We start from the raw sequence: 17,898 nt of genomic DNA, 5'->3' as shown, positions 1-17,898 counted from the left end.
CTCTCCGGGCGCTTCGTTCTTTCGTGTTTCAAGCTTATCAGACGCTTTCCGCTCCGTTTTCCGGGGCTTCGTTCATCCGATTTGCTTCGGCCTTTCGGCGCTCCCGAACTCTACCAGAGTTTCTCGGGCTGCTTTTCCCCGGTGAATCCGAACCTGAATCCGAATCCCTGCGGGTGGAGCGTGCTGCCACTGGGGCAACCCGGAGAACTGTACGGGGGCGGGGCGGCACAAGCAAATCGCCCCCGCCGCGGTCTCCCGGGCGGGGGCGAAGAGTGCCTTGAGCTGCGGCTCAGCGGACCTCGGTGATCTCGGGGCCACGCGCGAACGGGTCCAGCGCGGCGCTGCCGAAGCGGGCGCCGGCGCCGTCCTCGGTCGGTGCGGCGCCGCCGTCGGCGACCATCTGGGCGTCCTCCGGCAGCTTCAGCACGATCGGGTCGCGAGGAGCCATCGGGACGTCGCCGCGGACGACGACGGTCTGCTGGAAGACCTGCTCCAGGATTCCGGCCATCTCCGGCTGCACGGCAGCCTGGCCGGAGATCACTCCGCGCAGGAACCAGCGGGGGCCGTCGCAGCCGACGAAGCGGACCAGCTGGACACCCTGGGTGCCGTCCGGAAGCTGAACCGGGACCTGGGCGCGGAGGTGCCAGCCCAGCGGGCCCTCCTCCTCCTCGACGAGGCCGCCCTGCGAGGTGATGCCGTTGGCGATCTCCTCACGGACCTCGCCCCAGATGCCCTCGGACTTCGGGGCGGCGAAAGCCTGCAACTGAATGGCGCTGTTGCCGAGGACGAGGGTGGCGGCGACGATCGAGTCACCTGCCACCTCGACCCGCAGCTCCATGCCCTCGACCCCGGGGACGAGCAGACCTCCGAGGTCCACCCGGCCTTCTTCGGGCTGTTCCAGCTCGGAGTGGTCCCACGGACCGTCCGGGCGGGGAGCCGGCGGCAGGCCGACCCGCTCCGCCGGGTCCAGCTCGGTGTTGTTCTCGCTCTCGGAGTCGGCGGAACCTTCGACGTCATCGGCCGGCTCGTCGGCGCTGATGGCGTCGTCGGCGAGCTGCTCGACAGCGTCCTCGCTCTTCTGGCGACGACGGAACACGGTCACTGTCCTTCCCGGTCCAAGACCGACACGAATACCTGCTCGGCCGCGGGCAGCCTAGACCGCGGCATGGCCACCGGTCGACCCGAACCCACCCTCGGCGCGTGCCGACCCGGGCAGTTCGGCCACCTCGTGGAAGCGGGCCTTCTCGACCTGCTGGACGACCAGCTGGGCGATCCGGTCCCCACGACGGAAGCTGACACCCTCGCGCGGGTCCAGATTGACGACGATCACCTTGATCTCCCCACGGTACCCGGCATCGACCGTCCCTGGGGCGTTCACAAGGGCAACTCCGCAACGAGCTGCCAGCCCCGAACGCGGGTGCACGAACGCCGCGTAGCCGTCCGGCAGCGCGATGGCCACACCGGTGGGCAGGACGATCCGCTCCCCGGGTGCGAGCTCCGCGTCGACCGTGGTGCGCAGATCGGCTCCCGCGTCGCCGGGCTGCGCGTAGGCGGGCAGGGGCAGCTCGGGGTCGATTCGCCTGATCAGGACGTCTACCGGCGGGCGGGCGGTGGTGCTCACGGATTCACCTCGAAGGCTCTGGCGCGCTTGAACAGGTCCGGGTCGTCCAAGGCCTTCTTGATGTCCTCGGGACGACCGTGCTGGGTGAAGTGTTCCAGCTTCACCTGGATGAAGAGCGCCTGCGCCCTGATCGCCACCGGTCCGTCGGGACCGCCGATCCGCCCCTCCGCCGCGCTGTAGATCTTCCGGCCGTGCACGCCGGTGATCCGCGCCCGGATGTGCAGCACCGAGTCGACCGGCACCGGCCGGACGAAGTCCGTCTCCAGGCGGCCGGTGACGGCGGCCGCGTGCAGCAGCCAGTTCAGCGAGCCGAGGGTCTCGTCCATCGCCGTCGTCAGCAGGCCGCCGTGGGCCAGCCCGGGACCACCCTGGTGGCCCGGTCCGACGGTGAACTCGGCGGTGACGTCCAGGCCCTCGCCGGCCACCACGGTCATCCGCAGCCCGGCCGGGTGCTGGGGGCCGCAGCCGAAGCAGTGGTCGTAGTGCGAGCCCACCAGCGTCCCCGGGGCCGGGGCCTCGGGCGCCCGGGGCGGGAGCACGGCCTCCTGCGGCGGGGTGGTCGGCGAGAGCTGGGCGGCGGGGCGCTCGGCGGGCTGCTCGGAGCCCTTCGGCGCCGGCTGCGAGGTTACGGATCCGGTCACGGAAACAACCCTACCGACCGGTAGCAAGGGGTGGACCGGGGGCGCCGTCCCGTCCCGCGGGGGCCGGTGACCACAATGGGGGCATGTACGACGAACGCCTCACCGCACCCCGCTCCTGGTGGCTCCTCCCGGTCGCGCTCGGGCTGACGCTCGCGCTGATCCTGCTGCGGGTCGGCGGGGTGGCCGCGCTGATCGGGCTGGTGATCGGCATCGCCGCCGGGGCGGCCGCCGTGAACAGCTACGGCTCCGCCCGGATCCGGGTGGTGCAGGGTTCGCTGGTGGCCGGCCAGGCCCGGATCCCGGTCGAGGCGCTCGGCGAGGCGCACCCGCTGACCCCCGTCGAGGCGGTGGCCTGGCGCGGGGTGAAGGCGGACCCGCGGGCCTTCATGCTGCTGCGCAGCTACGTCCCGACGGCGCTGCGGGTCGAGGTGACCGACCCGGCCGACCCGACGCCGTACCTGTACCTGTCGACCCGCTCGCCCGAGCGGCTGGCGGCGGCGCTGGCCGAGGCCCGGCGGCGCACCGCCTGAGCGTCCCCCGGGGCGGCCGCGGCCGGCTGCCGGGGGCGGACGCCCCGCAGGGGCCCGCGCCGGCACGGGCGGGCGAACACGGAGGAGGGACGGTTCCGCTGCTGCGGGACCGTCCCTCCGGTTTCCGGTGCTGTCGCTGCCGCCGACGGCGCCGCTCTCACCGTTGCCACGGCCGCTTCCGCGACCGCGCTTGCTGCAGGTACCGCCGGTGGTGCTGTTACTGCTGCGTTCTGCAGGACCAGCCTGCCGGTGCGACCGACGGAACGGCCGCCGGATCTGCCTCCGGCCCCGCTGCCCGGGGCCGGACGGGGCGGTGTACCGAGCCCACGGGAGCCGTGGGACCCGGGCCGTGACCGCCCGGTGCTCAGGCGCCGCAGTCCCGGCAGATCGGGTTGCCGTTCTTCTCGCTGTAGAGCTGGCTGCGGTGGTGCACCAGGAAGCAGCTCATGCAGGTGAACTCGTCGGCCTGGCGCGGGAGCACCCGGACGGAGAGTTCCTCGTTCGAGAGGTCGGCGCCCGGGAGCTCCAGGCCCTCCGCCGCCTCGAACTCGTCGACGTCGACCGAGCTGGTCGACTTCTCGTTCCGACGAGCCTTCAGTTCTTCGATGCTGTCCTCGTTGAGGTCGTCATCGGTCTTGCGTGGGGTGTCGTAGTCCGTTGCCATTTGTTCGCTCTCCCCCTCCGGGTGTCTGCGGTGTGTGCGGTATCTCCAGCGCACGTAACGCACGGGGGGCCGGGGTTGTGCCCGACCCGAGGCGGAGATTTTGCCTTACTTCAAGCCCTGTTACTCAATCGACACTCAGCCGGGGGCCCGTTGGGGTGATCCGATCGGGCCCGGGCGGCCTCACCCAGGGCCGTCGAGGAGGGGCCCGCACCCCCCGTGGACGGACACCCTCGGTGACCGTTCACCGGGCGGTGAACCGCCGGATGGCGCGTCCACCTGGGCTGACCGCCGATACCACCGGGCCGTCCGCGACCGCCGAACGGTCACGGAAAGCGACCGAAGGGGCGACGGTCATGATCACCCTACGGGGTCGCCCGATCGTGTGGCGCTACCTGGTGTGACCTTGGTCACGTTACGAATTTTTCGGGCAAACTCTTGGAAATCCACCCACCGTGGGCGCCCCCCTCGCGCCCCCGCGGACTACTTCTTCGCCGCGTTGGCGGCCCGGCGCGCCAGCAGCGCCGCCTGCCGCTCGTCGAACTTGGTGGCCTGGGCGTCCAGCCCGTCCAGGAAGAGGCCGAGCTCCTGCTGCGCCTGCAGGCCCTCCGCGCCGAGGCCGGAGACCTCCATGACCTTGAGGTGGCGCAGCACCGGCTGCAGCACGTCGTCGTGGTGGATCCGGAGGTTGTAGATGCCGCCGATGGCGATCTGGGCGGCGGAGCGCTCGAAGCCGGGCATGCCGTGACCGGGCATCCGGAAGTTGATCACCACGTCGGCGATCGCCCGCATGGCCTGGTCCGGCGCGATCTCCAGGGCCGCGCGCAGCAGGTTGCGGTAGAAGACCATGTGCAGGTTCTCGTCGTTGGCGATCTTCGCCAGCAGCTGCTCGCAGAGCGGGTCGCCGGCGAAGTGGCCGGTGTTGCGGTGCGAGATGCGGGTCGCGAGCTCCTGGAAGGCCACGTACGCGACCGAGTGCAGCATGCTGTGCGAGTTGTCCGACTCGAAGCCCTCGGACATGTGCATCATCCGGGCCCGCTCCAGCTCGACCGGGTCGACGGCGCGGGTGGCCAGCAGGTAGTCGCGGAGCGCTATGCCGTGCCGGCCCTCCTCGGCGGTCCAGCGGTGCACCCAGGTGCCCCAGGCGCCCTCGCGGCCGAACATGGTGGCGATCTCGTGGTGGTAGCTGGGGAGGTTGTCCTCGGTCAGCAGGTTGACCACCAGCGAGACCCGGCCGAGCGGGGTCACCTTGGACTGGGACAGGTCCCAGGCCTCGCCGCCGAGCACGCCGTCGAAGTCGCGGCCCTGGCTCCACGGGACGTACTCGTGGGGCATCCACTCCTTGGCGACCTTGAGGTGGCGGTTGAGTTCGGTCTCCACCACCTCTTCGAGGGCGAGGATCAGACGCGCGTCGGTCCAGGCGCTCGAAGCGGTCGATGCGGTGCGCTGCACGGGGGCGATGGTCACGGCTCTTGCTCCTGGGGGACGGGCACGCGGGGCACACTTACGGATGCGTAGGTTACGACACCGTAAGTTGCTCGGACCGGAAATGACAAGCCGCCCCCGCCAGCACTTATGTCGTTCCGACACGGGCGGCGGGGGCGGCGGGATGGTCCGCGCACGGAGCGCGGAAGCGCCCGAGGGCGTGTGCGGGCGCCTACCGGCCCGCGAGGAGGATCAGGCTCCCGGAATGCGCACCCTCATGGTCAGGCCGCCTCCGGCGCGCGGAGTGGCCTCGATGGCCCCACCGTGCGCCCGCACCACCGATCGGACGATCGAGAGGCCCAGTCCGACCCCCTTGTCGCTGCGGGTCCGGTCGGCACCCTTGACCCGGCGGAACGGCTCGAAGATGTGCTCCAGCTCGTACCCCGGGACCACCGGCCCGGTGTTGCTGACCACCAGCTCGCCGCCGCCCCCGGGCACCAGGGCGGTGCTGATCTCCACCCAGCCGTCCGCCGCGTTGTAGCGCACCGCGTTCTGGATCAGGTTCAGCGCGATCCGCTCCAGCAGGACCCCGTTGCCGGAGACCACCACCGGGGTCAGCTCGGCCTTGATCGCCACCTCCCGCCGGGCCGCTTCCGGGCGGACCTGCTCCAGCGCCCTGGTGGCCACCTCGGAGAGTTCGACCGGCCGGCGGTCGATCAGCTCGTTGTCGCTGCGTGCCAGCAGCAGCAGGCCCTCGACCAGCTGTTCGCTGCGCTCGTTGGTGGCCAGCAGGGTCTTGCCCAGCTGCTGCAGGTCCGGCGAGGCCGCCGGGTCGGAGAGCTGGACCTCCAGCAGGGTCCGGTTGATCGCCAGCGGGGTGCGCAGCTCGTGCGAGGCGTTGGCGACGAACTTGCGCTGCGAGTCGAAGGAACGGTCGAGGCGGTCCAGCATGTCGTCGAAGGTGTCGGCGAGCTCCTTCAGCTCGTCGTCCGGGCCGTCCAGCTCGATCCGGCGGTGCAGGTCGGAACTGGCCACCTCGCGGGCGGTGCGGGTGATCCGGCCGAGCGGGCGCAGCACCCGTCCGGCCATCGCGTAGCCGGCCGCGAAGGCGATCACCGCGAGGCAGACCAGGACGGTGAGGGACTTGCGCAGCAGGGTGTCCAGGGCCCGCTGGGACTGACCCGCCTGGTAGTGGCTGAACCACTGGTTGAAGGTCTGCGCGGTGACGCTCTGGTTGTCCGGGGTGAGGATCGAGACGCCCGGGCCGATCTGCAGGTTGGGGGGTGCGGCGTCGTGGAACGCCTGCTGGATGAAGAAGTACATCAGCAGCAGCAGGACGACGCCGGCCATCAGGAACATGCCGCCGTACAGCAGAGTGAGCCGCATCCGGATGGTCGGCCGGAACGGCATCCAGGCCAGCAGGCCGTCGCCGGGCGTGTAGATCTGCTGGGACTGGTGCGACTGGATCCTGGGCGCGCGCGGGGGCTGGGCCGGACGGGGCGGTACGGCGCGCGGGCCGCCGGCGGGCGCGCCGGAGGACCCGCCGGCCGGGGGCGGGGTGGTCATGATGGTCCTCTCGGGGTGAACGAGGCGGTGGGCCGGGCCGCGGGCCCGGTGGAGGGTCGGGCGCGGATCAGATCCGGTAGCCGGACCCGGGCACGGTGATGATCACCGGCGGGTCGCCGAGCTTGCGGCGCAGGGTCATCACGGTGACCCGCACGACGTTGGTGAAGGGGTCGGTGTGCTCGTCCCAGGCCTTCTCCAGCAGCTGCTCGGCCGAGACGACGGCGCCGCCGGCCCGCATCAGCACCTCCAGGACGGCGAACTCCTTGGGGGCGAGCTGGATCGGCCGGCCGTCGCGGATGACCTCGCGGCGGCCGGGGTCGAGCGAGATGCCGGCCCGTTCCAGCACCGGCGGCAGGGGGACGGTCGCGCGGCGGCCGAGGGCCCTGACCCGGGCGACGAGTTCGCTGAAGGCGAACGGCTTGGGGAGGTAGTCGTCCGCGCCGATCTCCAGGCCCTCGACCCGGTCGCTGATGTCGCCGGAGGCGGTCAGCATGATCACCCGGGTGGCCAGGCCCTGGTCGACCACGCTGCGGCAGACGTCGTCACCGTGCACCAGGGGAAGGTCCCGGTCGAGGACGACGACGTCGTAGTCGTTGACCGCGATCCGCTGCAGGGCGGCCTCCCCGTCGTAGACCACGTCCACGGCCATCGCCTCGCGGCGCAGGCCGGTGGCGACGGCCTCGGCGAGCAGCTGCTCGTCCTCCACGACGAGTACCCGCACGATGGTTGTCCCTTCTCCAGGCACCGCCCCACCGTGGACCGCCCGCGGGGCAGGCTGCGCCGGAGCGCGGCCGAGGTCCACCGGGAGCGGACGCACGACTCCGACGGTGTGTACATCCTGCCTGGTGGTGCGGTAAAGCAGGGGTAAGTCCGAACGCCGCGCTCCGGTTGGACCGTGACGCGGGCAACTTTCTTTCACGGGGAGGTTTCCCCCGCCGGGGGCTGGGGAGGACACGTGCACACCCGCGATCTGGCTGTTGGCCGGTCGCACCCACCCGCCGTGCGTTCATCCGCACCGGCCTGGGGGCTGGGACGTCATCGGGAGCCGGCCGTAGGGCCGTCTCCGCGCCCGACCGGAGATCTACAGGCCCCGGTCCCGGACGCTTTCGCTGGCACCGGACCCGCTCGCCGGGGAACTCACGACCGTGCACGTCCGACACAGTAAGGGGGCCCGTATGGACGCCTTCACCGCCGGAATCCTGCAGCGCATACAGAACGCCGAACAGGATCTGCACCGCGCCATCGAGTCGGGGGACGAGTTCCTGGCCGAGGTCGAGCAGTCCGAGCTGGACGATCTCCGCCGGCTCGCCGCCGACCATGGCGTCGACACCGTGCTGGAGCGGCACCGCGCCGCTGCCTGACACCACCACCGCACCGTCCACCGCCGCCCGACCCGCCGGCTCGCCGGCCCGACCCGCAGCGGTCCGCGAAACCCAGGCCCTGGTGCCCCCGCACCGGGGCTCTTCGCCGTCCCGGGCCCGCCGCAGAGGCGGGCCCGGCCCTCAGTCGCGCCAGGCGCCGAGTTCCTCCAGACGGGCCTGCAGCCGCTCGAACACCCCGGGCGGCGCCGCCACCGTGAGCAGGCCGTCGGCCGGCCGGCCCGGGCGGCCGCCGGAGAGGACGCCCGCCTCAGCCGCGATCAGCAGGCCGGCCGCGCGGTCCCAGGGCTGCAGGCCGCGCTCGTAGAAACCGTCCAGCCGGCCGGCCGCCAGGTCGCAGAGGTCGACGGCGGCGGCCCCGGCCCGGCGGATGTCCCGCACCTCGGGCATCAGCGCGAGGAGCACCTCGGCCTGCCGGACCCGCACAGCTCCGACGTAGTTGAACCCGGTACCGATCAGCGCCTGGCCCCAGGGGGCGGCCGGCCGGGTGCGGATCGGCCGGCCGTCGAGGTGGGCCCCGCCGCCGAGCACGGCGTGGAAGACCTCGCCCCGGGCCGGCACCGCGACCACGCCGACCACCGCCCGGCCGTCCAGCTCGGCGGCCACGCTGACCCCCCAGGACGGCAGCCCGTACAGGTAGTTGACCGTGCCGTCGAGCGGGTCCACCACCCAGCGCACGCCGCTGCTGCCGGGCCGGTCGGCGCCCTCCTCGCCGAGGTAGCCGTCGTCCGGGCGGCGGCCGGCGATCAGCTCCAGGACGAGCTTCTCGGAGGCCAGGTCCATCTCGGTGACCACGTCGACCGGGCTGCTCTTGGTGCCCGCCACCCCGAGGTCGGCGGGGCGGCCGTCGCGCAGCAGGGTGCCCGCCCGATCGGCGGCCTCCAGGGCGACGGAGAGCAGCTCGTCGAGCAGCTCGGGGCTGGGCACGGCGTCGGGCACGGGGTCGGTCCTCTCGTCGGGTGGGCGGGCGCTCAGGCCTCGGCGACGGCCGGGCGGGGGGCCCTCGGGTTGGGGCAGCAGGCCACGGCGCAGACGTCGTGGCTGGGACCGAGCGCGCCGAGGGCGCAGCGGGCCGGGGCCTCGCCGCGTTCGGTGGCGGCCCGCTCCAGGACGAGTTCGCGCACCGCGGCGGTGAACCGCGGGTCGGCGCCGACGGTGGCGGCCCGGGCGACCGGCAGGCCGAGTTCGGCGGCCTTGGCGCGGGCCTCGGTGTCGAGGTCGTACTTGACCTCCATGTGGTCCGAGACGAAGCCGATCGGCACCATCACCACCGCCGGGGCGCCGGCCGCGTGCACGGTCTCCAGGTGGTCGCAGATGTCGGGTTCCAGCCAGGGGATGTGCGGCGCGCCGCTGCGGCTCTGGAAGACCAGCTCCCAGGGGCGCCCGTCGACCCCGGTGGCCTCGGCCACGGCCTCGGCGATCTGCCGGGCGAGGTCCAGGTGCTGGGCGACGTACGCGCCGCCGGGGGCGCCGCGGGCCGGGTCGTCGGGGGCGCCGGAGGTCTCGGCCATGGTGTCCGGGACGGAGTGGGTGGTGAAGGCGAGCCGGGCGCCGGGCCGGACGGCCTCGGGCAGCTCGGCGAGGGCGGCCAGGGTCGCGTCGATCATCGGACGGACGAAGCCGGGGTGGTTGTAGAAGTGCCGGAGCTTGTCGACCCGCAGCTCGGGCAGGCCCTCGGCGGCGAGCTGTCCGAGGGCGTCGGCGAGGTTCTCGCGGTACTGGCGGCAACCGGAGTAGCCGGCGTAGGCGCTGGTGGCGAGCACGGCGATCCGGCGGTGGCCGTCGGCGGCCATCTCGCGCAGGGTGTCGACCAGGTAGGGGGCCCAGTTCCGGTTGCCCCAGTGGACCGGCAGGTCCAGGCCGTGCTCGGCGAAGTCCTTGCGCAGCGCGGCGAGCAGCTCGCGGTTCTGCTCGTTGATCGGGCTGACGCCGCCGAACATGAAGTAGTGCTTGCCGACCTCCTTCAGCCGCTCCTTGGGGATGCCGCGGCCCCGGGTGACGTTCTCCAGGAAGGGCACCACGTCCTCGGGGGCCTCGGGCCCGCCGAAGGAGAGCAGCAGCAGGGCGTCGTAGGGGGCGGCCGGACCGGCCGCCCCGGAGTCGGTGGCCGCACCGGCCGGGTCGGCCGCGTGGGTGACAGCGGCCCCGGCGCCGGGGAGTGAGGGTTTGCGCGCGTCGGACATGGGGCTGATCCTGCCACTGCCGGGGTCGGGCCCGCGGGCAGGCCCGCAGCAGGATGTCCGGTATATCTTGTTTGCCAAGGTACGTAAGCTGTGTCTGCCAGCGATGTTCCTTACCCCCGCGGAGCCCCCGTGCTGTCCAGCTACCGCCAGATCTTCGCCGCCCCCGGCAGTCTGGCCTTCTCCTCCACCGGCTTCGTCGCCCGGTTGCCGATCTCGATGACCGGCATCGGCATCGTCACGATGCTGGCGGAGCTGCGCGGCTCCTGGGGCCTGGCCGGTGCGGTGTCGGCGGTGCTGGCGCTGGCGGCCGCGGTGGCCGGCCCGCAGGTCTCCCGACTGGTGGACCGCTACGGGCAGCGCCGGGTGGCCCTGCCGGCGACGGCGGTCACCCTCGCCGCCGCGACCGGGCTGCTGCTCTCCGCCCGGCTCGGCGCACCGGACTGGACGCTCTTCGTCTGGGCCGCCGCCATGGGCGTCATGCCCAGCACCGGCGCGATGGTCCGCGCCCGCTGGGCCCACCTGTACCGCGACGAGGGCCCGAAGCTGCACACCGCCTACTCCCTGGAGGCGGTGGTGGACGAGATCTGCTTCATCGTCGGCCCGATCCTGTCCATCGGCCTGGCCACCACCGTCTTCCCGGAGGCGGGCGTCCTGCTGGCCGGGGTGTTCCTGGCGGTGGGCATCGCCCTGTTCACCGCGCAGCGCGGCACCGAGCCGCCGCTGCACCCGGAGGCGCACCACGGCGGCGGCTCGGCGATCCGCAACTCCGGGCTCCAGGTGCTGGTGCTGACCTTCGTCGCGACGGGGGCGATCTTCGGCTCGGTGGAGGTGGTGACGGTCGCCTTCGCCAAGGCGCAGGGCCACGTCACCTCCTCCAGCCTGGTGCTCGCCGTCTACGCGCTCGGCTCCTGCCTGGCCGGCGTGGTGTTCGGGACGCTGAAGCTCAAGGGGTCGATGGCCCGCCGGTTCATCCTGGGGGTCGCCGTGATGGCGGTCAGCATGGTGCCGCTGGTGATCGTCGGGCAGGCGGTGACCGGCACCGCCGGCATGCTGGCCATCGGCGGCGCGCTGTTCCTCGCCGGCATCTCCATCTCGCCGACCCTGATCACCGCGATGGCCCTGGTCGAGAAGCTGGTGCCGGCCGCGCAGCTCACCGAGGGGATGACCTGGACCACCACCGGGCTCGCGCTGGGTGTCGCGCTCGGCTCCTCCACGGCAGGCTGGGTGGTGGACGCCGCGGGTGCCCCCGCCGGGTACTGGGTGCCGGTGGCCGCCGCCGTCTTCGGCGCGCTGACCGCGCTGGCGGGCCTCGGCAGGCTGCACGCCGGGCTGCCGGCCGAGGGCAGCGGCGAAGGGGCCCCGCAGACCGTAGACCTGGGGCGTTGAACTGACTACGCTCCCTACCCACGGGTAGCGGTCTGGAGTCCGGCTCGCCGCGCGACCCCGGACACCGCCGACACCGTTCGGCCACGGAGCAGGAGGCAGCGCAATGCCCCAGGCCATCACCGCCGGCCGCTGGACCAACTGGGCCGGCAACCAGAGCGCCCGGCCCGCCGAGGTGGCCACGCCGGCCTCGGCGGCCGAACTGGGCGAGCTGGTCCGGCGGGCCGCCGAGGCCGGCCTCACGGTCAAGGCCGTCGGGTCGGGGCACTCCTTCACCGCGATAGCCTCGGCCGGCGACGGCCTGCTGATCCGCCCGGACGCGCTCACCGCCGTCCGCGAGCTGGACCGCGAGGCCGGCACCGTCACCGTCGAGTCCGGCCTGCCGCTCTCCCGGCTGAACCGGCTGCTGGAGGCCGCGGGCCTGTCGCTGACCAACATGGGCGACATCGAGGTGCAGACCGTGGCCGGCGCCACCAGCACCGGCACCCACGGCACCGGCCGCGAGTCCGGCTCGCTGGCCGCCCAGATCCGCGGGCTGGAGATCGTCCTCGCCGACGGGAGCGTGCAGCACTGCTCGCCGACCGAGAACCCCGAACTGTTCCAGGGCGCCCGGCTGGGCCTCGGCGCGCTCGGCGTGATCAGCGCGATCACCTTCGGCGTGGAGCCGGCCTTCCTGCTGACCGCGCACGAGCAGCCGATGCGCTTCGACGAGGTGCTCGGGCGGCTGGACGACCTGACGGCGGTCAACGAGCACTTCGAGTTCTACTGGTTCCCGCACACCGACCGCTGCTCCACCAAGCGCAACAACCGCAGCCAGGGGCCGGCCGCCCCGCTGCCCCGCTTCAAGGCCTGGCTGGACGACGAGTTCCTCTCCAACACCGTCTGGGAGGGCGCCTGCCGGGTGGGGCGGCGCTTCCCCGGGTCGGTCCCGTCGATCGCGGCCCTCGCCAGCCGGGCCTGGTCGGAGCGGACGTACACCGACACCGCGTACAAGGTGTTCACCAGCCCGCGCACCGTCCGGTTCGTCGAGATGGAGTACGCGGTGCCGCGCGAGGCGGCCGCCACCGTGCTGCGTGAGCTGAAGGCGCTGGTCGAGCGCTCGTCCTGGCGGATCAGCTTCCCCGTCGAGGTGCGGTTCGCGCCCGCCGACGACCTCTGGCTCTCCACCGCGAGCGGGCGGGACAGCGTCTACATCGCCGTCCACCTCTACCGGGGCACCGCCGAGCAGGGCTACTTCACCGAGGTGGAGAAGCTGATGACCGCCCACCGGGGCCGTCCGCACTGGGGCAAGCTGCACACCCGGGACGCCGAGTACCTGTCGGGGGTCTACCCGCGCTTCGGCGACTTCACGGCGCTGCGCGACAAGGTCGACCCGCAGCGGCTGTTCGGCAACGACTACCTGCGGCGGGTGCTCGGCGCCTGACCGCCCGGGCTCACGGGGCGGCCGGGGTGTCGCCGGGTGCGGTCGCGGCTCCGCCCGGGGCGGGGGCGGCGGGCTCGGGGGAGACCTGACCGGACGGGGAGGCCGGGCCGGCCGGCGAGGACCCGGTGCTCGGGGAGGCGCCCGCGGAGGGCCGGCCCGCGGGTCCGGACGGCTGCCCGGCCGAGGGCGCGGAGGACGGCTCCTTCGACGGCGCGGCGGACGGTCCGGCGGACGGCGAGGAGGAGGCCCCCGCGCCGGCGCCCTGGCTCGCACCGGAGGAGGCGGATCCGGGGGACGGCGAGGAGGACGGCTTCGTCGACGGCGTGCCGTGCACCGAGCCGCCGAAGGACGTCCCCTGGCCGGTCCCGCCCTGGACGGTCGCCGAGACCGGCTGGCCCGTCACCAGCTCGAAGGCGACGATCGGCACCATCGCCAGCAGGAAGACCAGCCCCGGCAGCACCAGCGCGGACCGCCAGGACCGCCGCGGCCGCGCCCGCAGCACCTTGGAGCTGTTCCAGTCCGAGGTGATCGCCGGCTCGCCCGTCCCGGCCGAAGGCCCGGCCGAAGGGGACGCGGCAGCGCCGGCGCCCGGGCCCCGGTCGGCCGCCACCCGTAGCTGGTCGCCGGTGCGGCGGAAGATGTGGTGGAACACGGCCGTGCTGGTGGTGGCCGCCACGCTGACCACTGCCGCGCCGATGACGGTGCCGGCCACCCCGAGCTCGGAGGCGAGCAGCGCGCCCACCATGGTGGCGAGCGCGCTCGCGACGACCTGAGCCATGCTCAGATCGATCCGCTTCCCGCCCTTCTCCGCCGCCTCGGCGGGCTTCTGCTCCGGCATCAACATCCCTCGGTCATTCGACTGCTCTTCGAACAAGTCATTCCATCTTGCCCAAAGAAGGACACAAGGGGCGAATGTCCGGTTCTTCGCGGTCGATATATGTGAAGATGATCACCGTGCGGTTGCCAACGGTCCGCCATTGAGGTGGCCACTCTTGAGATTCCCGTGAATCGCGGGAGACTTGAGCGGCGAGCCGCCCCGCTGGATGCCACGAATGGAGTACTGTTCGTGGAGCCTGAGCCTTCGGTCGACTTGTCGACTGCCCATCAACCGGCAGATCGTCCGACGATCACGGAGCAGGTACGCACGGCGGCGCCCGTCCCGGATCGTCGCGTCACTCCATGTGCGAGGACGGCCGGGACACCCAGGCGCGACGTCGACCGGTGACGTGGCAAAAAGGCAACCGTGCCACAGCGGCGTGCCCGGGCAGAAGCCCGACACGCCGGGGAACTCAGCAAGGTTGTGGCCAGCCGCCAGTGGGCAGGCCACACTCAGTACGGGAGCAGCGACGCAGGTGACGTCGGCAGGCACCACCCGGGAGGTAACCGTGCCCGAACTGCGCGTCGTGGCCGTCAGCAACGACGGCACACGGCTGGTGCTCAAGGCTGCCGACAGCACGGAGTACACCCTCCCCATCGACGAGCGGCTGCGAGCCGCCATCCGCGGGGACCGGCCGCGCCTCGGCCAGATCGAGATCGAGGTCGAGAGCCACCTCCGCCCCCGTGACATCCAGGCGCGGATACGAGCCGGTGCCTCCGCCGAGGAGGTCGCCCAGGCCGCCGGCATCTCCGTCGACCGGGTCCGCCGCTTCGAGGGCCCCGTGCTCGCCGAGCGCGCCTTCATGGCCGAGCGCGCCCGCAAGACCGCCATCCGCCGGCACGGCGAATCCACCGGGCCCCAGCTCGGCGAGGCCGTCGCCGAACGGCTCGCCCTGCGCGGCGCCGAGAAGGACACCGAGCGCTGGGACTCCTGGCGCCGCGACGACGGCACCTGGGAGGTCATCCTCGGGTACCGCGCGGACGGCGAGGGCCGCACCGCCAGCTGGACGTACGACCCGCCCCGGCGGCTCGTGCAGCCCAACGACGACGAGGCCCGCGCGCTGATCGGCGAGAACGTCGAGCGCGAGGACGAGCAGGTCTTCCCGTTCATCCCGCGGATCGCCAGGCTGCCGCACGACCGGCCGCTGCGCCCGATGATCGACCGCCCCTCCGCGGACCGCATCATGTCGGCCCGTGAGGTCCGGGAGTCGCGGGAGGCCACGGCCGACGCGCGGGACTCGCTGACCAGCCTGCTGGACGTGGTGCCCGCCTTCCGCGGCGACCTCGCGGTCGGCGGTCCGGCCCCGGTGGAACCCGCCGTGGCCGAGGTGGTCGAGGAGGCCGAGGAGCCGGCGGCTCCCGCGGCCGGCATCGGCGCGGGCTCCGCGTACGCCGACATCCTGATGCCGCGTGCGGTCGCCCCGCACCGCGAGCGCCTGGTCGGCACCACCGACCGGCAGGCCGAGGCGGACGGCGTCCGCCCCGGGCGGCGTGCCACCGTGCCCAGCTGGGACGAGATCGTCTTCGGCAGCCGGCGCAAGAAGCAGGAGTAGCAACAGCACCGAGCAGTACGGCCGGGCGGCCGCTCCCCCCGGGGGAGCGGCCGCCCGGGCGCGTGCCGGGTGGTGACGGGCGGTCAGCCGGGCAGGGCGCCGGTGGCGATGGGGCGCTGCGGGTCCCGGGACCACTCGCTCCACGAGCCCGGGTAGAGCGTGGCCGTCAGCCCCGCCACCTCCAGGGCCAGGATCTGGTGAGCCGCCGTCACCCCCGAACCGCAGTAGACGGCCACCTCACGGGTGTCCGCACCGAGCCCGCCGAACCGGGCCGCCAGCGCGGCGGCCGGCAGGAACCGCCCGTCCGAGCCGACGTTCTCCGTGGTGGGCGCCGACACCGCGCCGGGGATGTGCCCGGCCTTGGTGTCGATCGGCTCCACCTCACCGCGGTAGCGCTCGCCGGCGCGGGCGTCCAGCAGCAGTCCGGTCCGGGCGAACGCGGCCGCGCCGTCGGCGTCCAGGGTCGGCAGCAGGCCGGGCACCGGCTTGAAGTCGCCCGCCTGCGCCGCCGGCGGCTCGCCGCTGAGCGGCAGGCCGGCGGCCTGCCAGGCGGCCAGCCCGCCGTCCAGCACCCGCACGTCGGGGTGCCCGGCCCAGCGCAGCAGCCACCAAGCCCGGGCGGCGGACATCGCCGGGCCGGCGTCGTAGACCACCACCGGGCGTTCGGCGCTGACGCCCGCCCGGCGCAGCGCCTCGCCGAGCACCTCCGGATCGGGCAGCGGGTGCCGGCCCGCCGTGCCGGGCGGGGCCGCCAGCTCGGCGTCCAGGTCGACGAAGTGCGCCCCGGGCAGGTGCCCGGCCTCGTACTCGCCGCGGCTGGACGTACTGCCCAGCTGGAAGCGGATGTCGAGCAGCACCGGCGGCCGGGGGGAGGCGAGGGCTGTCTCCAGGTCGGCGACGGAGATCAGCGGGGAGTCCTGCGGAAAGCTGTCCATGGGCGACATTCTTGCGCAGGGCCGGCCGCCGCAAGCTCTTTGTCCCTTCTTTGCCCGGCTCCCCCGCGCGGCCGGGCGCCGCCGCCGCACCGGTGGTGCGAGCATCGCCCCCTACGCGTGGACCCGCCGCGCCGACCACCCGCGTCGACCACCCGACGCTCCGTGAGGAGACCTGCCCATGCCCGCGGTGACACTCCGTCTGGCCCAGGGCTCACCCTGCTGGACGAGCCTGCTGACCGACGACCTGGAGGGCGCCCGCGCCTTCTACGGCCGGCTGTTCGACTGGGAGTTCTCCCCCGGCCCGAACCGGCTCGGCCGGTACGTCCGGGCGCGGGCCGGCGGCGCCCTGGTGGCCGGACTCGGGGTGTCGCCCGGCGCGCCGGGCCACCCGGTCGGCTGGACCACCTACTTCTCGGTGGACCACGCCGACGAGGTCTCGCAGCGGGTGCGCGAGTGCGGCGGCACCGTCGCGGTCGGACCGGTGCAGGCCGGACGGGCCGGGCGCCTCGCCATCGCCGCCGACCTCGCCGGGGCGGCCTTCGGGCTCTGGCAGGGCGAGGAGCACCTCGGCTGGGAGGCGGCCGGCGAGCCCGGCACCCCGGGCCGGACCGAACTGCTCACCTGCGAGCCGCCGGTGGCCGCCGCGTTCTACCGCGCGGTCCTGGCGGAGGAGGTCCGCGGCCCGGCGGCCCCCGGCCAAGGCACGCCGGACACCGCGCAGGGGTGCGAACTGCTGGCCGGCGGCCGGACGGTGGCTCGGATCCGGCGCGGCGAAGGCCCGGCCCCGGCCCGCTGGCGGACCTGCTTCACCGTCGCCGACGCCGCCCGGACTGCCGCGCTGGCCGTCCGCTCCGGCGGCCGGGTGGTCACCGCTCCCGGGCGGCCCGCGGCGGACGCCACCGGCCGGGGCGGCGCCGGGGACGACGGCGCGGGCGGGCCGGTCGTGCATCTGGCCGACCCGCGCGGCGGGCTCTTCACCGTGGTCGGGGCCGGCTGACCGGCGGTGCCCGCGGGTGGGCCGGCCGGCCCTCAGGCCTGCTGCTCGAAGGGCAGCACGTCCGGGGAGAGCACCGAGGCACGGGCGGTGGCCGCCGTCAGCCGGCGCCGGTGGTGGCGCCGGCAGAGCACCTCGTAGCCGATCTCGTCCTCGCTGACCGAGATGTCACCGACGACCACCTGCGCGCCCTCGACCACCATCACGCCGCCGACCGTCCTGGCGTTGTGGGTGGCCCGGGCGCCGCACCAGCAGAGCGCCTCCACCTGGAGGACCTCCACCCGGTCGGCGAGTTCGATCAGGCGCTGCGAGCCGGGGAACAGCCGGGTGCGGAAGTCGGTGGTGATGCCGAAGGTGAAGACGTCGATGCCGAGCTCGTCGACCACCCGGGCCAGCTGGTCGACCTGCCCGGCCGCGTAGAAGTTGGCCTCGTCGCAGATCAGGTAGTCCACCCGGCCGCCGGCCGAGAGCAGCTGCACCACGTGGGCGTGGAAGTCGAAGGCGTCCGTCACCTCCACCGCGTCGGCCCGCAGCCCGAGCCGGCTGGAGATGGTGGAGGCACCGGCCCGGTCGTGCCGGGAGAAGATGATCCCCTGCCGGCCGCGGGCGGCGTGGTTGTGGTCCAGCTGGAGCGCGAGCGTCGACTTGCCGCAGTCCATCGTCCCCGAGAAGAACACCAGTTCAGCCATGGGTGGTGCAGAGGCCCTTCAGTTGAGGTGGGCGGTTCG

General features: G+C 73.6%; 18 protein-coding genes. 6 read left to right on the top strand and 12 right to left on the bottom strand.

What is annotated here, in order from left to right:
* Positions 1-289: 289 nt before the first annotated feature.
* Genes J2S46_RS27620 through J2S46_RS27610 form a run of 3 tightly spaced genes read right to left on the bottom strand, consistent with a single transcriptional unit; the run spans position 290 to position 2,160 of the window.
* A complete protein-coding gene (locus J2S46_RS27620) occupies positions 290-1,096 on the bottom strand; it encodes a DUF3710 domain-containing protein (RefSeq protein WP_073924893.1) in 807 nt (268 codons plus the stop codon).
* Between the two features lie 57 nt (positions 1,097-1,153).
* A complete protein-coding gene (gene dut, locus J2S46_RS27615) occupies positions 1,154-1,621 on the bottom strand; it encodes a dUTP diphosphatase (protein ID WP_190214209.1) in 468 nt (155 codons plus the stop codon).
* Positions 1,618-2,160 (bottom strand): PaaI family thioesterase, encoded by a 543-nt coding sequence (locus J2S46_RS27610; protein ID WP_229913011.1) that lies wholly within the window; start codon positions 2,158-2,160, stop codon positions 1,618-1,620. Before J2S46_RS27610 ends, dut begins: the two co-directional genes overlap by 4 nt.
* Positions 2,161-2,345: 185 nt before the next feature.
* On the opposite strand from J2S46_RS27610, the gene J2S46_RS27605 reads away from it, so the two are divergent.
* Positions 2,346-2,792, top strand: a complete 447-nt coding sequence (locus J2S46_RS27605) for a DUF3093 domain-containing protein (protein ID WP_073924891.1) — start codon at positions 2,346-2,348, stop codon at positions 2,790-2,792.
* Positions 2,793-3,156: 364 nt separating this feature from the next.
* Here J2S46_RS27605 and J2S46_RS27600 read toward each other — a convergent pair whose 3' ends face one another.
* The 4 genes from J2S46_RS27600 to J2S46_RS27585 form a co-directional block, all read right to left on the bottom strand.
* Entirely contained in the window at positions 3,157-3,456 is a 300-nt protein-coding gene (locus tag J2S46_RS27600) for a DUF4193 domain-containing protein (protein WP_073924890.1), read from the bottom strand.
* Between the two features lie 480 nt (positions 3,457-3,936).
* Positions 3,937-4,920 (bottom strand): acyl-ACP desaturase, encoded by a 984-nt coding sequence (locus tag J2S46_RS27595; protein ID WP_191291911.1) that lies wholly within the window; start codon positions 4,918-4,920, stop codon positions 3,937-3,939.
* Between the two features lie 210 nt (positions 4,921-5,130).
* Entirely contained in the window at positions 5,131-6,444 is a 1,314-nt protein-coding gene (locus tag J2S46_RS27590; protein WP_191291912.1) for a sensor histidine kinase, read from the bottom strand.
* A 67-nt stretch (positions 6,445-6,511) separates the two neighbouring features.
* Complete coding sequence (locus J2S46_RS27585) at positions 6,512-7,165, bottom strand: response regulator transcription factor (RefSeq protein WP_073924887.1); 654 nt, start codon at positions 7,163-7,165, stop codon at positions 6,512-6,514.
* 454 nt (positions 7,166-7,619) lie between these two features.
* Between J2S46_RS27585 and J2S46_RS27580 the strand changes: the two genes are divergently transcribed.
* Positions 7,620-7,805 (top strand): hypothetical protein, encoded by a 186-nt coding sequence (locus J2S46_RS27580; RefSeq protein ID WP_073924886.1) that lies wholly within the window; start codon positions 7,620-7,622, stop codon positions 7,803-7,805.
* A gap of 141 nt (positions 7,806-7,946) precedes the next feature.
* Here the strand turns inward: J2S46_RS27580 and J2S46_RS27575 are convergent, their stop codons facing one another.
* Together J2S46_RS27575 and J2S46_RS27570 are read right to left on the bottom strand one after the other, a co-directional pair.
* Entirely contained in the window at positions 7,947-8,762 is an 816-nt protein-coding gene (locus tag J2S46_RS27575; RefSeq protein WP_191291913.1) for an inositol monophosphatase family protein, read from the bottom strand.
* A 32-nt stretch (positions 8,763-8,794) separates the two neighbouring features.
* On the bottom strand, positions 8,795-10,006 hold the full coding sequence (locus J2S46_RS27570; protein ID WP_191291914.1) for a ferrochelatase: 1,212 nt from the start codon (positions 10,004-10,006) through the stop codon (positions 8,795-8,797).
* Positions 10,007-10,135: 129 nt separating this feature from the next.
* Between J2S46_RS27570 and J2S46_RS27565 the strand changes: the two genes are divergently transcribed.
* Together J2S46_RS27565 and J2S46_RS27560 are read left to right on the top strand one after the other, a co-directional pair.
* Complete coding sequence (locus tag J2S46_RS27565; protein WP_191291915.1) at positions 10,136-11,392, top strand: MFS transporter; 1,257 nt, start codon at positions 10,136-10,138, stop codon at positions 11,390-11,392.
* A gap of 103 nt (positions 11,393-11,495) precedes the next feature.
* Entirely contained in the window at positions 11,496-12,812 is a 1,317-nt protein-coding gene (locus tag J2S46_RS27560; RefSeq protein ID WP_191291916.1) for a D-arabinono-1,4-lactone oxidase, read from the top strand.
* A gap of 10 nt (positions 12,813-12,822) precedes the next feature.
* On the opposite strand, the gene J2S46_RS27555 is transcribed toward J2S46_RS27560, so the two are convergent.
* Positions 12,823-13,650 (bottom strand): hypothetical protein, encoded by an 828-nt coding sequence (locus J2S46_RS27555; protein WP_191291917.1) that lies wholly within the window; start codon positions 13,648-13,650, stop codon positions 12,823-12,825.
* Between the two features lie 514 nt (positions 13,651-14,164).
* Between J2S46_RS27555 and sepH the strand changes: the two genes are divergently transcribed.
* Positions 14,165-15,241, top strand: coding sequence for a septation protein SepH (gene sepH, locus J2S46_RS27550; RefSeq protein ID WP_073924881.1), 1,077 nt, complete (start codon positions 14,165-14,167; stop codon positions 15,239-15,241).
* Positions 15,242-15,324: 83 nt separating this feature from the next.
* On the opposite strand, the gene J2S46_RS27545 is transcribed toward sepH, so the two are convergent.
* Positions 15,325-16,176, bottom strand: coding sequence for a sulfurtransferase (locus tag J2S46_RS27545; RefSeq protein ID WP_191291918.1), 852 nt, complete (start codon positions 16,174-16,176; stop codon positions 15,325-15,327).
* Between the two features lie 178 nt (positions 16,177-16,354).
* Here J2S46_RS27545 and J2S46_RS27540 point away from each other — a divergent pair, with 178 nt between their 5' ends.
* Positions 16,355-17,173, top strand: coding sequence for a VOC family protein (locus J2S46_RS27540; RefSeq protein ID WP_191291919.1), 819 nt, complete (start codon positions 16,355-16,357; stop codon positions 17,171-17,173).
* Positions 17,174-17,205: 32 nt separating this feature from the next.
* Here J2S46_RS27540 and J2S46_RS27535 read toward each other — a convergent pair whose 3' ends face one another.
* Positions 17,206-17,859 carry a thymidine kinase gene (locus tag J2S46_RS27535; protein WP_073924878.1) on the bottom strand — a complete coding sequence of 218 codons (654 nt, stop codon included), beginning with the start codon at positions 17,857-17,859 and terminating at the stop codon, positions 17,206-17,208.
* Between the last annotated feature and the right edge of the window lie 39 nt (positions 17,860-17,898).

This window comes from Kitasatospora herbaricolor, from assembly GCF_030813695.1.
In the GTDB taxonomy this organism is placed as follows: domain Bacteria; phylum Actinomycetota; class Actinomycetes; order Streptomycetales; family Streptomycetaceae; genus Kitasatospora; species Kitasatospora herbaricolor.
This window is presented reverse-complemented; position numbering and strand designations above follow the sequence as displayed.

Bases quoted from the DNA above. Each gene is read 5' to 3' on its own strand.
- J2S46_RS27600 (WP_073924890.1), bottom strand. From the start codon at position 3,456: ATGGCAACGGACTACGACACCCCACGCAAGACCGATGACGACCTCAAC.
- J2S46_RS27580 (WP_073924886.1), top strand. From the start codon at position 7,620: ATGGACGCCTTCACCGCCGGAATCCTGCAGCGCATACAGAACGCCGAA.
- J2S46_RS27590 (WP_191291912.1), bottom strand. From the start codon at position 6,444: ATGACCACCCCGCCCCCGGCCGGCGGGTCCTCCGGCGCGCCCGCCGGC.
- J2S46_RS27605 (WP_073924891.1), top strand. From the start codon at position 2,346: ATGTACGACGAACGCCTCACCGCACCCCGCTCCTGGTGGCTCCTCCCG.
- J2S46_RS27555 (WP_191291917.1), bottom strand. From the start codon at position 13,650: ATGCCGGAGCAGAAGCCCGCCGAGGCGGCGGAGAAGGGCGGGAAGCGG.
- J2S46_RS27560 (WP_191291916.1), top strand. From the start codon at position 11,496: ATGCCCCAGGCCATCACCGCCGGCCGCTGGACCAACTGGGCCGGCAAC.
- J2S46_RS27570 (WP_191291914.1), bottom strand. From the start codon at position 10,006: ATGTCCGACGCGCGCAAACCCTCACTCCCCGGCGCCGGGGCCGCTGTC.
- J2S46_RS27545 (WP_191291918.1), bottom strand. From the start codon at position 16,176: ATGGACAGCTTTCCGCAGGACTCCCCGCTGATCTCCGTCGCCGACCTG.
- J2S46_RS27535 (WP_073924878.1), bottom strand. From the start codon at position 17,859: ATGGCTGAACTGGTGTTCTTCTCGGGGACGATGGACTGCGGCAAGTCG.
- J2S46_RS27540 (WP_191291919.1), top strand. From the start codon at position 16,355: ATGCCCGCGGTGACACTCCGTCTGGCCCAGGGCTCACCCTGCTGGACG.